Here is a 13944-nt window from a genome sequence, read left to right as displayed (position 1 = left end):
TGTGGTGACCCGCCCTAGCCTATTTTCAATACATAGAGCCAGCCCTGTTAGAGGGCTGTTTTTTAGATTTTCTGATAGAGAAGTTATATCTTTACCCCAATCTGTTTTCATATTTCAATCTAGTAATTCATCCTTGTCAAGTGGTGAAATTGAGCACAGTTGTTTTCCAATTGATAGAATTTTTGAGACCTATATATAGTGCATAGATAGGTTGTTTAATATTTTTTTACACAAGATATTGATTTTTATTTTGTGAAGTGCTACACTAATAGAAGTGAAGAATTTTGGAGGTTTGTCAGATGAATGTGCAAGAAAATGTCTTACCGAGTATAGAATTATTGGTTTTGAAACGTGATGGACGGACAGTATCCTTTGATCAGGATAAGATTTTTTCTGCTCTTCGGCGGGCAAACCAAGAATTAGAACATCCTGTTTCAGAGGCAGGTTTAAAAATTGTATTAGAAGCTGTTTTGGCTGAAATTGGTCGCCGATTTGAGAAAGATGTTCAAATTTACGAAATTCAAACGGTCGTTGAACAGGAATTGTTAAAGGCTCATTTATATGATTTGGCGGAGCTTTATATTCAATACCGAACACGCCGTGATTTTCGCCGTCATCAGGCTACCGATATTAATTTTGAGATTCATAAGCTGTTGAGCAAGGACCAGTCTGTGGTCAATGAAAATGCCAATAAGGATGCGGATGTGTTCAACACTCAACGGGACCTGACAGCAGGTATTGTCGGCAAGTCTATCGGTCTCAAATTATTGCCAGCTCATGTGGCTAATGCCCATCAAAAGGGGGACATCCATTATCACGACTTGGATTACAGCCCTTATACACCAATGACTAACTGTTGTTTGATTGATTTTAAAGGGATGTTGGCACAGGGCTTCAAGATAGGAAATGCGGATGTAGAAAGTCCGAAGTCTATCCAAACAGCTACGGCTCAGATTTCACAAATCATTGCCAATGTGGCCTCTAGTCAATATGGTGGTTGCTCAGCTGACCGTATCGATGAAGTTTTGGCGCCCTATGCGGAACTCAATTACCAAAAGCATTTGAAAGACGCCAAGGATTGGGTGTTAGCAGACAAGCAAGAAGAATATGCGCGTGCTAAAACGCAAAAAGACATCTATGACGCTATGCAGTCTTTGGAGTATGAAATCAATACCCTTTTTACTTCCAATGGACAAACACCCTTTACCTCACTCGGTTTTGGGCTAGGGACATCGTGGTTTGAGAGAGAAATTCAAAAAGCGATTTTGAACATTCGTATCAAGGGTCTGGGGCGCGAAGGTCGGACAGCTATCTTTCCTAAGCTGATTTTCACAGTTAAGCGTGGATTGAACTTGGAGCCAGATTCTCCAAACTATGACATCAAGCAATTAGCGATTGAATGTGCGACCAAGCGTATGTATCCAGATATGCTTTCTTATGACAAGATTATTGAGTTGACAGGTTCCTTCAAGGTGCCAATGGGCTGCCGCTCTTTCCTTCAAGGTTGGAAGGATGAAAATGGGGAGGATGTGACATCTGGTCGTATGAACCTAGGTGTCGTAACCGTCAATTTGCCACGGATTGCCATGGAGTCTGCAGGAGATATGGATAAGTTCTGGGAAATCTTTGCAGAACGCATGGCCATTGCCAAGGATGCTCTGGTCTATCGTGTGGAACGAGTGAAGGAAGCAACTCCAGCTAATGCTCCAATTCTCTATCAATATGGGGCATTCGGCAAACGCTTAGCTAAGACAGACGCTGTAGATGAAGTCTTTAAAAATCGTCGAGCAACCGTATCTTTGGGCTACATTGGTTTGTATGAAGTTGCAACAGTATTTTACGGTGGTGAATGGGAGACCAACCCAGAGGCAAAAGATTTCACGGTGGATATTATCAAGAAAATGAAAAACTTGGTTGAAGATTGGTCGGATGAATATGGTTATCATTTCTCAGTTTATTCGACACCATCTGAAAGCCTGACAGACCGCTTCTGCCGTATGGATACAGAGAAATTTGGCATTGTTAAGGACATTACGGATAAAGAGTATTACACTAACAGTTTCCATTATGATGTACGCAAAAATCCAACACCATTTGAAAAACTGGACTTTGAGAAAATTTATCCTGCTGTAGGTGCTAGTGGTGGATTTATCCATTACTGTGAATACCCTGTGCTGCAACAAAATCCAAAGGCCTTGGAGGCTGTTTGGGACTATGCCTATGACCGTGTAGGTTACTTGGGGACCAATACTCCGATTGACCATTGTTACGCTTGCGATTTTGAGGGCGATTTTGAGCCTACGGAGCGTGGCTTCAAGTGTCCAAGTTGCGGAAATAGTGATCCTAAATTGGTAGATGTTGTTAAACGAACTTGTGGGTATCTAGGCAATCCACAGGCCCGTCCGATGGTAAAAGGTCGTCACAAGGAAATTTCGGCGCGTGTGAAACACATGAATGGGTCGAGCTTATAAGTAATAAACAGACTATGTAGAGCTTCCACAGTTCCAGTTAGCTGTGGAAGTTTATTATAAACGAACAAGAGATAAAAAAAGAGGAGAAAACAATGGGAAAATATCAATTAGACGATAAGGGGAAGGCCCTGGTGGCACGCTATCATGAGAAGAATTCTAATGTGAAGCAGGATAAAAAAGCGCGTGTGCAGGAATTGCTCAAACAAGCAAAAAACAAGAAAAAATAGCATGGACTATACAGATATTAGTATTCTCCATACCAATGATATGCATTCCTACATGGAGAATTTTCCTAAGAAGGCGCAACTGATTGCGGATATTCGGGATGGTAATGAGAAAAAGGGGATTCTGAGCTACAGATAGGTCTCGACCCTCAGATGTGGGGCATAGTCCCAGACGGTGAGGGTTTTATGGTCAATGGCAGAGCAGTCGAGCCAGATAAGGTCTATCAGATTATGACCAACTCTTTTGTCTGGAGCGGCAAGGACAACTATGATGATTTCCACAAGGCAGAAATTGTGCAGGACTTGGGACTGGATATAGACATCATCAGTGAATTTTTCAAAAGACAATATGGAGGCTAGAATGGAACTAAGAAGACCAACTGTGGCAGATAAGGAAACGATTTTGGATATGTTGGCCGAGTTTGAAGCAGCAGGCTCTGCTATGGACGGAGGCTTTATCTCCAAAGATGTGGACTTTGAAGACTGGATTTTGAGAAACCAAGATTATGAGGCAGGTCTCAATCTGCCAGACGGTTTTGTTCCTTCTATTCAATATGTGTCATTTGACCAAACAGGTCGAGCCCTTGGTTTTCTCAGTCTACGCCTACGGCTCAACGATTTCCTGCTTAATAAAGGCGGTCACATTGGCTATTCCATTCGTCCGACCGAGCGTGGAAAGGGCCATGCCAAGGAACAACTTCGACTTGGTTTGCAGGAAGCCGCAACCAAAAATATTTCCAAAGTCCTTGTGACCTGCTCGGCAGACAATCAAGCCAGTCGCCGCACGATTGTGGCTTGTGGTGGCGTTTTGGAAGATGTTCGAGACGGGGTAGAAAGATACTGGATTGAGGATTAATGGGAGTGACAAACTACTGAATCAAAACAGGAAAGGAATTGAGATTGGTTCTGCACTAGGCTTGCTGGGATCAATCCGAGCTAAAGCATTGGAAGTACCATTTATGGATAAAAACAGTCTGTGTACTGGTAAAACGGAATTCATCCAAACGATCAGATTTCATTTGCTTATGCTCAGGTATTTGAAATGAATAATCCTAAACCACAAGAATGGAAGAGCGAGGAACTTAGCCAAGGGCGAATAATGGACTACAAAGCCTTTAACTTTGTGGATGGAGAAGGAGTCCGTTGCTCTCTATATGTTAGTGGCTGTCTGTTTCACTGCGAGGGCTGCTACAATGTTGCAACCTGGTCTTTTAAAGCTGGGATTCCCTATACCAAGGAGCTTGAAGACCGCATTTTAGCAGACTTGGCCCAGCCCTATGTGCAGGGCCTAACCCTCTTGGGTGGCGAGCCTTTTCTGAATACGGGCACGGTCCTCCCACTCGTAAAGCGAATTCGGAAAGAACTGCCAGAAAAAGACATTTGGTCTTGGACAGGCTACACATGGGAAGAAATGATGTTAGAAACTCCGGATAAGTTAGAGTTACTATCCTATTTAGATATTCTAGTTGACGGCCGCTATGACCGTACCAAGCGCAATCTTATGCTGCAATTTCGAGGCTCATCGAATCAACGCATCATCGATGTACAGAAATCATTGCAGGAAAAACGAGTTGTCCTGTGGGATAAGTTAAAAAAATAGCCCTTCACAATGTGAAAGGGTTCTTTTTGACCAAATTTTGACCAAATTCACTATAAAACGAGAAAAAGCCTTGATAAAACAAGACTTTCCTCATATCAACCAATCCTCCCTGTAGGGATCGAACCTACGACCCACGGATTAAGAGTCCGCTGCTCTGCCAGCTGAGCTAAGGAAGGTAAAAAATAAAAATGCTGTATTGGTACCGGTTATCCATGGATTGTATTGATCCCGCACGCTAAAAGCAGGTGGGTGACGCGTTTCTAACTTAGTTGCTTCTGGGTGTGCCAGCTTGCATACTGTCAGAGGATCTTTGTCTCCCTAGTAATACAAAAATAGTCGGTCAACACATAGGTATGAATTCGTATACCACAGCAGTTCTTATTTATGATTTAATAATACCACTTTTTTTTGAAAAATCAAGAGAAAAATGGCAAAAATGTAAGCGGTGTCAAAGGGTGTGTGCCAAAAAACCAGTTCTATCAAGGATTTTGGCGTCTATTTTTTTTCAAATTTTTTATCTTTTCTTGGGTCATACCCAAGGCACGCTCGTATTTGCCGGTGTCGTTGGCGGTGAAGTAGTCCGCATTCAGTAACTTATCGGGCAGGTATTGCTGGTCCACCCATTTTTCAGGATAGGCATGCGGATACTGGTAGCCAATAGCATTTCCCAGCTCCTTACTACCAGCATAATGGCCGTCCCGCAGGTGATTTGGAATAGGCAGATGACCGTTTTTCCGCAAATCAGCCAGAGCTGCATCCATAGCCTGATAGGCAGAATTGGACTTGGGAGAAAGAGCCAAATCGACTACCACATTGGCAATCAAAATCCGTGCTTCTGGAAAGCCGATTTTCTGGGCAGCTTCAAGGGCCGTCACCGTATGAATCTGAGCCTCTGGATTGGCCAAGCCGATGTCTTCGTAGGCAATGACCATCAAGCGACGGGCCAGACTAGGCAGGTCTTCCGCCTCAATCAAACGGGCGGCGTAGTGGAGGCTGGCATTGACATCGCTACCCCGAATGGATTTTTGCAGAGCCGAGAGGATGTCGTAGTGGGCATCGCCGTTCTTGTCCATGCTGATGTAGGACTTTTGCAGGCTATTTTCCACGGCGTCCAGATCAATGTGGCGGCTACCGTCATCACTTTCCTTGGTCGAAAGCACAGCTAATTCTAGCGAATTGTAAGCAGCACGTAGGTCACCGTTGGTGGCGTTGGCTAGGAAATCCAGAGCCTCAGGCTCAATGGTAATGGGGAAGTCAAAACCACGTTCACTGTCTGTCAGAGCCAGTTCCAAGGCCTGTCGGATGTGGCTGGTTTGCAAAGGTTGTAATTCAAAAATCTGCACTCGACTGCGAATGGCAGGCAGAATTGAGAAGAAGGGATTTTCCGTCGTTGCCCCAATCATGATGATATTGCCATTTTCCAAGAGAGGAAGCAGGAAGTCTTGTTTGGTCTTGTTGAGACGGTGGATTTCATCGAGCATGAGGACCAGACCGCCAGAAAACTTGGCCTCTTCAGCGATTTCCTGCAGGCGTTTTTGGTTGTCGGTCGTGGCATTAAAGGTCCGAAAGGCATACTTGGTCGTACCAGCAATGGCGGACGCAATCGAGGTTTTGCCAATCCCAGGCGGACCGTAGAGAATCATGGACGACAGCATATTGGCATCAATCATGCGGCGGATAATCTTTCCAGGACCGACCAGGTGTTCCTGACCGATGACTTCATCAATGGATTTGGGCCGCATACGAAGGGCGAGATTGGCTGGCATAGGCTTCCTTTCGTTTCTTTTGTTAGCTGAATATGGTACACTTATTATAACATAAAATCGAAAGAGGTCTGATATGGCAAAACATGGCTTTTTAGATGTGCTGGAAGCGGCACTGGACAAACATTTTACTTACGATTACGAGCTTAACTGGGACAAGAAAAACCACGCAGTTGAGTTGGCTTTTATCTTGGAAGCACAGAACGCGGCTGGGGTTGAAACGGTGGACGACGAAGGCAATGCTTCTGCGGAGGATATTGTCTTGGAGGAGTATGTCCTTTTCTACAACCAGGACAAGTCCCGCTTTGATGCGGAAGACTACCTGGTCGCTCTGCCATTTGACGCCAAGAAGGGCTTTTCAGCAGAGTTTCTGACCTACTTCGCAGGTTTTCTCAAGGACACCGCCGACCAAGGTTTAGACGACCTCATGGACTTTTTGGCGGACCCAGAAGCCCAAGAGTTCGCGATTGCTTGGGACGGTGAGGCTTTTGAAAAAGGCAGAGCAGAATTGGTGGAGGGGGAATTTTACCCATATCCGAGGTATTGAGATGGTTCATGAAATGTTACTGGCTCCAAAACCGTTTGAAATGATGAAGTCTGGTCAGAAGACCATTGAGCTACGACTTTACGATGAGAAGCGCAAGCATATACAAATTGGAGATCGCATCCGTTTTTATTGTACAGAGAATCAGACGCAAACGATCGAGGTGCAAGTATTAGATCTTCACATATTTGATAATTTTGCTCAGTTATACAAAGAACTGGATTTATTATCTTGTGGGTATACGCAAAGCAGTATCAGAGAGGCGAAACCAGAAGATATGGAAGTTTACTATTCGCGAGAACAGTTAGAACAATATGGTGCAGTAGGTATAGAATTGAGGGTAATAGATTCTATTTGACATTCCGTTTCCTCTCTTGCTTGACTGCAGGCGAAACTTTTGCTATTATAAAAATAGAAAAGGCGTTGAGTTCCAGCTCAACGCCCAGTAGGACCGCTAAACGGTGGTTCAGTTCGTTAGATTAAATAACCGTCAGAACTGTGTCAAAGTTTGCTGACGGTTATTTTTTATCTCGAATAGCTAAAATGATGACGATTATCAAGCTCAGTATTTCAACAAGTAGACTTGATAAATATAAATCCAGAGATCTCCGACGCTCGAGTTTTGAAACGATATTTTTCAAAACTCGAGCTAGTGCGAGCCCTAGACAAATCTTATAGGATTTGTCGTTGCCAGATGAGTAAGTTAACTTACCATCTGGCATGGGCTAGCCTTTCTAGCAGATTTGCTGTCCACTTTCATGGGCATCACCTCCGTTCAGAAACTTGGAACCACCGTCTCAAACTTTCCTACACATGTTTATTCGCAGTGCGATTAGAAAATTTTCGAAAAAGTATTATTAGGGCTCCATTGCGTAACATTAACTTGTAAAAAAGGCTAGAAATCGGTACAATAATACAGTGATTGACGCATAGAAAAGAAAAGGAACAACAAACATGAACTCATGGCAAGAATTAACGATTCACGTGCATCGTGATGCAGAAGAAGCAGTTTCAAATCTGATGATTGAAACGGGCAGTCAGGGGGTGGCCATTAGCGACTCGGCTGACTATGTGGGACAGGAGGACCGTTTTGGTGAACTTTATCCCGAGGTGGAGCAGTCGGATATGATTGCGATTACGGCTTACTATCCTGATACTGTGGATATTGAGGAAGTTAAGGCAGACTTGGCGACCCGCTTGGCGGATTTGACAGGCTTTGGCTTGGAAACGGGTCAGGTCAGCCTAGAAAGTCAGGAACTGGCGGAGGAAGACTGGGTGGACAACTGGAAGAAATACTATGAGCCAGCCCGCATTACCCACGATTTGACCATTGTGCCGTCTTGGACCGACTATGAGGCGACTGCTGGTGAGAAGATTATCCGCCTGGACCCAGGCATGGCTTTCGGTACGGGCACCCACCCGACGACCAAGATGAGCCTCTTTGCCTTGGAGCAGGTCCTACGTGGTGGCGAAACGGTCATTGACGTCGGCACAGGCTCAGGCGTCCTCTCCATTGCCAGCTCTCTCTTGGGTGCTAAGGAGATTTACGCCTATGACTTGGATGAAGTGGCGGTGCGTGTGGCCCAGGAAAACATTGACCTCAACGCCCATACTAGCAACATCCATGTCGCGGCAGGCGATCTACTTCGTGGCGTTGACATTAAAGCAGAAGTCATCGTTGCTAACATCTTGGCGGACATTCTCATCCATCTGACCGAGGATGCCTACCGTCTGGTCAAGGACGAGGGCTACTTGATTATGAGCGGTATCATCGCGGACAAGTGGGACATGGTGCGAGCATCTGCGGAGGCGGCGGGCTTCTTCCTTGAGACCCACATGATTCAGGGCGAGTGGAATTGCTGCGTCTTCAAGAAAACCGCTGACCGCTCAGGTGTGATTGGAGGCTAGGATGCAGCAGTATTTTGTCAATGGCAGAGCACCGCAGGGAGTTCTCCAGATTAAGGATAAGGACACTGCCAAGCATATGTTTTCTGTTATGCGCTTGCAGGCAGACGACCAGATTGTCCTGGTCTTTGATGATGGCATCAAACGCTTGGCGCGGGTAGTGGACAGCCAGAGCCAATCTGTTGAAATCATCGAAGAACTAGCAGACAATGTTGAATTACCCGTTTCCGTCACCATTGCCATGGGCTTTCCCAAGGGAGATAAGCTCGAATTTGTCGCCCAAAAGGCAACGGAATTGGGCATGGCAGCCCTCTGGGCCTTCCCAGCGGATTGGTCTGTGGTCAAATGGGACGGTAAAAAACTGGCAAAAAAAGCAGAAAAGTTAGAAAAAATCGCCCAAGGCGCAGCCGAACAAAGCAAACGCAATCGCATTCCGGCTGTTCGATTATTTGAGAAAAAATCAGATTTCCTAGCTCAGCTGACAGGATTTGACCAGATTATCTTAGCCTACGAAGAGGTCGCCAAAGAGGGCGAGCAAGCCAATCTAGTGAAAATCTTGTCTGGCTTAGAAACTGGCCAATCAGTCCTTGTCATCGTCGGTCCAGAAGGTGGCGTGTCGCCTGAGGAAGTCGCTGCATTTGAAGGAGCAGGAGCGGTCAAGACAGGTCTTGGTCCACGTATCTTACGAGCGGAAACGGCTCCCCTTTACGCTCTTTCTGCCATTAGCTACGCGACGGAATTGTTGAGGTAGTATATGTTTGCCTTAGGAACGATTATCAATACCATCGCCATTGCACTAGCAGGTTTGCTAGGGTCTTGGTTTGGACATTTACTGAAAGAACGGCATCAGTCTGGGTTGACGATGGCGAGTGGTGTTGCTGTTCTTTTTCTGGGGATTTCTGGTAGTTTAGAGGGGTTACTGACAGTTATAGATGGTCAGATCACAAGTCAGAATAGTATGCTTCTGGTCATCAGTCTGGCTTTCGGTACTTTCTTAGGAGAAGTGCTTCATATCGAAGGTTGGTTTGAACGCTTGGGGATCTGGCTCCGAGAAAAGTCGGGCAATGGTCAAGATTCACAGTTTTTAGATGCTTTTCTCACGGCCTCCCTGACTGTTTGTATCGGTGCCATGGCCATTATCGGCTCTATCCAAGACGGCTTGACGGGAGATTATACCCTCCTCGCCATTAAGAGTATTCTGGATTTTATCATCATCTTTATCATGACGGCCAGCTTGGGCAAGGGGGCAGGATTTTCGGCAGTACCGGTTTTGATTTTTCAAGGCTCTGTGACTCTTTTGGCGCGCTTGATTGAGCCTTTGATGACGGATCAGGCCCTTGCCAATCTCTCCTTTATCGGCTCCGCCCTCATCTTCTGTGTCGGTGTCAATATCGTTTGGGATAGGAAAATCCGAGTGGCCAATATGCTGCCAGCCATCGTGATTGCAGTTATTTGGTCATATTTTACATGATTTGGTTTACATTTACATACTTGATTAGTTGTTTTTTAAAGAACATGTTGATATACTATAAATTGTGATAAAGATGAATGATCTGTCGTTTATAAGGAAGAAGTTTGTCCCGAAAACACGTTAGCAAATAGTGAATGTATAGCTCCGAACGATTCGAATAAACAGGATCATGATGGATTCGTTCATAGCTCAATGGTCGTTGCAATTAGCGAAGATTGAGGAGATATGTGATGGAGATTGCCCATGAAAAGATTGAGTACCCCTATTTTTGCTGCTCTTGGATTTTTCTTGATAGTCTTTGTTGCTCTTAATCAATTTGGTAGAGTTCCAGGGACTAGCTATCAGATTATCTCGGAATTGGTTTTGTATAATCAAGCAACAGAGCAGACCTATGAGTTTGAAAATCATGAAGTGAGAAAGGCTTTTATTCGTCAATTATCGAGTACGTCTAGTCGAGGTTTTCAAGCGTCTGATAGTCGTACTTCTCTCGAAGCAACCTATCATGAAACCATTATGAGTGAAAATCTGATTTCTTCGATTTACGGTGGAGAAGAAGGCAGAATTATGGAGTTTAGTCGTCCTAGAAAAACGGCTTTGGGGAATCTCATTTTTGCTTCAGAAAGCGTTTCTTACCCTGTTTTTGCAAGGAAGTATGGAAACATTCGCTTAGAAACAACGATACTTTGTCAGGAGTTTAGAGTAGAACAGCGGTTGGCGAATCAATCAAACTGGGTATATTTGGGAACCTATACAGTAAAAAGTCCTAAAGAAACCCGCTATGTACCGATTTATTGGGAGTAGCGATATACATATAAAAACGGCTCGAGTACGTCTTCGAGCTATTTTTATATGCTTTGATTAATTCATCTAGAGAGTATATGAGGGTAAAAAAAGAGCTTGAAAAAACAAGCTCTTGATTATTGCCCTGTTTTTTTACTGTCTTCGTTCAAACCTTAAAAGGTTAACTTGTCCCAATCCCTTCCAGTCTTCCTCAACTCGCCCGATTTGTTGGAAGCTATTCTTTATCAGTACCTTTTGTGAGGCTTGGTTTTCGGGTAGGACGAGGGCGACGATTTCTTTTATTTGGCATTCTTCTATCAAGTAATGGCAGAGCAGGCTAACTGCTTGGCTAGCCAGACCTTGATTCCAGAAGGCGTGGTGAATCCGATAACCAATGGTCACCGACGCAGACCGTTTCTTGTGGTCAAAAACTTCCAAAACGCCAATCAATTTCCTCCCGCATTCTACTCCTAGAAACAGGCGTTTTTTCTTGTCAAAATCTCTTTGGAAATGACCGATACGCTTGCGGAGAGTTTCTTTATTTTGTGTGGAGGTGTTGGGAGTCATCTGAAAGTGAATGGGGTTGGAATAGATTTCCCAGAGGTCTTCCAAATCGTTTTCTCGGATGAGGCGTAGGCATAAGGTTGCGCTAGTAAGGCGTGGAATGTTTTGGAACATAATTTCTCCTTTATAAAACAGAAGAGTTTGGGCTCCCAAACTCTTGCTGATTATTTTAATGTTCTTTTTTCTTAGTCCATGCGCCGACAAAACCAATCAAAGTGAGGCCAAGCAGACTAAGCATAGAGGTAGCTTCTCCTGTTGCAGGGAGTGTCTTGGTGCTCGCTTGTGAATGTGGACTAGCCAATTTATGTTGTGGAGCAGGAGCTGGTGGATTTACCGCTGGAAGAGTAATTCGTTGACCAGATTCGAGTACAATATCTTGACCTGTGTTACCTTGATCTGACTGCTGTTCATCTGGAGTCACTACTTTAGGTTCAGTATAGACGAATTTGAACTCACCGAACCCTTCGCTGGCAGTTGAAGCCTGTAGGTAGACAATACCTTCTTGGTCAGCAACTAGAGCTTTCGCACGATCTGCTGTCAAGAAGCGGAGGTCGAGTCCCTTGATGCTATCTGTAAAGGTCCAGTTATTGTCTGCTGTAGGGTTGATAACTTTCTCAGCGATAATATAATTGATGATGGCTTGGCGGTTTTCCAGGTTGAGCAAGTAGTTGACAGAAGCTTCGCGGACTCCAGGGAAAGTACCGTTTGCACGGTAGTTGTTGGTCACGACGATGAATTCTTGATCAGCCGTCACATCTTGCCCATTGTATTGCAGATTCCGAACTCTGCTGGCGGTTTCGTTGACTACCTTACCATTACGATCGTATTTATTTGGTTGCGTAATATCGTACTGATAAGTTACTCCGTCAATAACGTCAAAATTGTAAGTGCGGAAATCTGTGTTGACTAGGTTTTGTGGCTCTGTTGAGCCTGGATCAACTTGGTTGAATTGCCCTGCGGACATTTCCAACCATTCTTTGAGTTGGGCACCGTTGACTTTTAAGATAGCTACAACGTTGTCGTAGAGGTAAAGGTCTGCTACGTTCTTGATGGCGATTGGGCCAGCAGGAATGTCTGTATAGGCTGAAGCATCGCCTCGAGTACCAGCCTTAAATGGTGCAGCTGCAGATAGGATTGGTAGATTAGCTTCTGAAGTACCCGCCAACTGTTGTTTTGCATACCAAATTTGTGCATTGTTAACAATCTGTACAGAAGGATCATCTTGAACAAGGGCAAAGAAGCTGTTGATTGGAGCAGTTGTTTCACCGACTTGTTGACGAACATATTTGATGGTTTCGTTATGGGCTTCTTTAGCAAGGTCGATGATGCGACCATCTGCTACAGATGATTTTGTATCGATTTTACGAATAGCCGCTTTGCTAGAAGTAGTTGTCCATTTGCCATCTTTAAAGACCAGATTGAGGTCGATGACGCCGAGGTGATCACCGTATTTACCCGCCATGGTGACAGGAGTGCCGTTGATTTTACCATTTGTATCATCCACGCCAGAGTATTTAGCATAGAAGCTTGGTTTTTCGGCAGTTCCTGGGAATTCTGCGTGGGAGTGACCTGTGATGACCGCATCAACTCCTGACAGGCTGGCGATTTGGTAACCGACATTTTCCTCGCCGACTTCATATTGGTCATCGCCGATACCTGAGTGGGAAAGGACCAGAACGATGTCTGCGCCATTTTCTCGCATGGTTGGGATAATATCGCGAACAGCTTCAACTGCATCACGGACGATCACTTTTCCTTCTAGATAAGCTTTGTCCCAGTTGAGAATTTGAGGGGGAACAATCCCTGTAACACCGACATTTAGTGTAACACTTTTACCCTCGGTGTCTGTGAATGTCTTTTTCACAATGGTATAAGGGGTGTAGAGAAAGTCTTTTGTAGTCGGATCGAGGACATTGGCATTGACTAGAGGCATGTTGGCTGTACGAATTACTTTTTCGAGGTAGGCAAGGCCGTAGTTAAATTCGTGGTTGCCAAGTGTACCGACATCAAATCCCAGAGTCTCTAAGGCGGCGTACATAGGATGTTGTTCGCCTTCTTCAATAGGATCAACGATAGACTTGTAATTTCCAAGAGGAGTACCTTGAATGGTGTCTCCATTATCTACCAATACAACATTTGGATTTTCTTTTTTTGCCTCTTCGATAAGAACAGCTGTTTTTGCTAGACCAAGCGTTTCCACTGGTTTATCTTGGTAATAGTCATAGTTGACCAAGTTCGTATGGAGGTCAGTTGTTGCGAGAATGCGAACATCAACAGTTTGTCCTTCAACAGGCTGGCTAGTTTCAGTTGCAGCAGGAGTGACCGTGCGTGCTTCTGAAGCAGTTGTGTCAGTTGTCTCGCTCGTAGGATCACTAGTTTCAGCTGTCTCGGAAGAGCTTGGATTTTCAGCTTCGGTAGTGGCTGGAGCAGGAGATTCCGTACTATCAGCTTTCTCTGTGGTGTCAGTTTCAACTGGTACAGCCTGACTTGCTTCTGTTGAAGAAGCTGGAGTTGTATTGAGAATCTCTTCGGCTTGAGCTAATTTTGGATTGCTTGCAGCCAAGAGAGCTAGTGTGAGTGCTACAGCACACTTACTGAAACGAAAATTCATAAGAATCCTCC

General features: G+C 44.7%; 15 protein-coding genes, 1 tRNA gene and 1 other RNA gene. 12 read left to right on the top strand and 5 right to left on the bottom strand.

The window, feature by feature from the left end; genetic code table 11:
- Positions 1-299 precede the first annotated feature (299 nt).
- The 6 genes from nrdD to nrdG all read left to right on the top strand — a co-directional run bounded on the left by nrdD (position 300) and on the right by nrdG (position 4295).
- Positions 300-2471, top strand: a complete 2172-nt coding sequence (gene nrdD, locus GPW69_RS10145) for an anaerobic ribonucleoside-triphosphate reductase (RefSeq protein ID WP_074391255.1) — start codon at positions 300-302, stop codon at positions 2469-2471.
- 92 nt (positions 2472-2563) lie between these two features.
- On the top strand, positions 2564-2698 hold the full coding sequence (locus GPW69_RS10825) for a hypothetical protein (protein ID WP_014638808.1): 135 nt from the start codon (positions 2564-2566) through the stop codon (positions 2696-2698).
- 1 nt (position 2699) lies between these two features.
- A complete protein-coding gene (locus GPW69_RS10820) occupies positions 2700-2834 on the top strand; it encodes a hypothetical protein (RefSeq protein WP_258526609.1) in 135 nt (44 codons plus the stop codon).
- Positions 2835-2848: 14 nt separating this feature from the next.
- Positions 2849-3055, top strand: a complete 207-nt coding sequence (locus GPW69_RS10135) for a metallophosphoesterase (RefSeq protein WP_074391254.1) — start codon at positions 2849-2851, stop codon at positions 3053-3055.
- 1 nt (position 3056) lies between these two features.
- Positions 3057-3551: a GNAT family N-acetyltransferase gene (locus GPW69_RS10130; RefSeq protein WP_074391253.1), complete on the top strand. Its 495-nt coding sequence runs from the start codon at positions 3057-3059 to the stop codon at positions 3549-3551.
- A 186-nt stretch (positions 3552-3737) separates the two neighbouring features.
- Complete coding sequence (gene nrdG / locus GPW69_RS10125; RefSeq protein ID WP_012027991.1) at positions 3738-4295, top strand: anaerobic ribonucleoside-triphosphate reductase activating protein; 558 nt, start codon at positions 3738-3740, stop codon at positions 4293-4295.
- A 103-nt stretch (positions 4296-4398) separates the two neighbouring features.
- Here nrdG and GPW69_RS10120 read toward each other — a convergent pair.
- The 3 genes from GPW69_RS10120 to GPW69_RS10110 form a co-directional block, all read right to left on the bottom strand.
- Positions 4399-4471: transfer RNA gene (locus GPW69_RS10120), tRNA-Lys, on the bottom strand.
- A gap of 8 nt (positions 4472-4479) precedes the next feature.
- Positions 4480-4673: non-coding RNA, 6S RNA (ssrS, locus tag GPW69_RS10115), on the bottom strand.
- Between the two features lie 101 nt (positions 4674-4774).
- Complete coding sequence (locus GPW69_RS10110; RefSeq protein ID WP_014636735.1) at positions 4775-6061, bottom strand: replication-associated recombination protein A; 1287 nt, start codon at positions 6059-6061, stop codon at positions 4775-4777.
- 73 nt (positions 6062-6134) lie between these two features.
- Here GPW69_RS10110 and GPW69_RS10105 point away from each other — a divergent pair, with 73 nt between their 5' ends.
- The 6 genes from GPW69_RS10105 to GPW69_RS10075 all read left to right on the top strand — a co-directional run bounded on the left by GPW69_RS10105 (position 6135) and on the right by GPW69_RS10075 (position 10779).
- Positions 6135-6605 (top strand): DUF3013 family protein, encoded by a 471-nt coding sequence (locus tag GPW69_RS10105; protein WP_014636734.1) that lies wholly within the window; start codon positions 6135-6137, stop codon positions 6603-6605.
- Between the two features lies 1 nt (position 6606).
- Positions 6607-6960 carry an ASCH domain-containing protein gene (locus GPW69_RS10100; RefSeq protein WP_014636733.1) on the top strand — a complete coding sequence of 118 codons (354 nt, stop codon included), beginning with the start codon at positions 6607-6609 and terminating at the stop codon, positions 6958-6960.
- A 596-nt stretch (positions 6961-7556) separates the two neighbouring features.
- Entirely contained in the window at positions 7557-8510 is a 954-nt protein-coding gene (gene prmA / locus GPW69_RS10090) for a 50S ribosomal protein L11 methyltransferase (RefSeq protein WP_074391252.1), read from the top strand.
- Between the two features lies 1 nt (position 8511).
- Positions 8512-9258, top strand: a complete 747-nt coding sequence (locus GPW69_RS10085; RefSeq protein WP_074391251.1) for a 16S rRNA (uracil(1498)-N(3))-methyltransferase — start codon at positions 8512-8514, stop codon at positions 9256-9258.
- A 3-nt stretch (positions 9259-9261) separates the two neighbouring features.
- A complete protein-coding gene (locus GPW69_RS10080) occupies positions 9262-9978 on the top strand; it encodes a DUF554 domain-containing protein (RefSeq protein ID WP_074391250.1) in 717 nt (238 codons plus the stop codon).
- 243 nt (positions 9979-10221) lie between these two features.
- A complete protein-coding gene (locus tag GPW69_RS10075; protein ID WP_044674666.1) occupies positions 10222-10779 on the top strand; it encodes a hypothetical protein in 558 nt (185 codons plus the stop codon).
- Between the two features lie 132 nt (positions 10780-10911).
- Here GPW69_RS10075 and GPW69_RS10070 read toward each other — a convergent pair whose 3' ends face one another.
- Positions 10912-11436 (bottom strand): GNAT family N-acetyltransferase, encoded by a 525-nt coding sequence (locus tag GPW69_RS10070; RefSeq protein ID WP_074391249.1) that lies wholly within the window; start codon positions 11434-11436, stop codon positions 10912-10914.
- A 55-nt stretch (positions 11437-11491) separates the two neighbouring features.
- Positions 11492-13933 (bottom strand): heme-binding protein SntA, encoded by a 2442-nt coding sequence (gene sntA, locus GPW69_RS10065; protein WP_074391248.1) that lies wholly within the window; start codon positions 13931-13933, stop codon positions 11492-11494.
- Between the last annotated feature and the right edge of the window lie 11 nt (positions 13934-13944).

It is taken from the genome of Streptococcus suis (assembly GCF_902702775.1).
In the GTDB taxonomy this organism is placed as follows: domain Bacteria; phylum Bacillota; class Bacilli; order Lactobacillales; family Streptococcaceae; genus Streptococcus; species Streptococcus hashimotonensis.
This window is presented reverse-complemented; position numbering and strand designations above follow the sequence as displayed.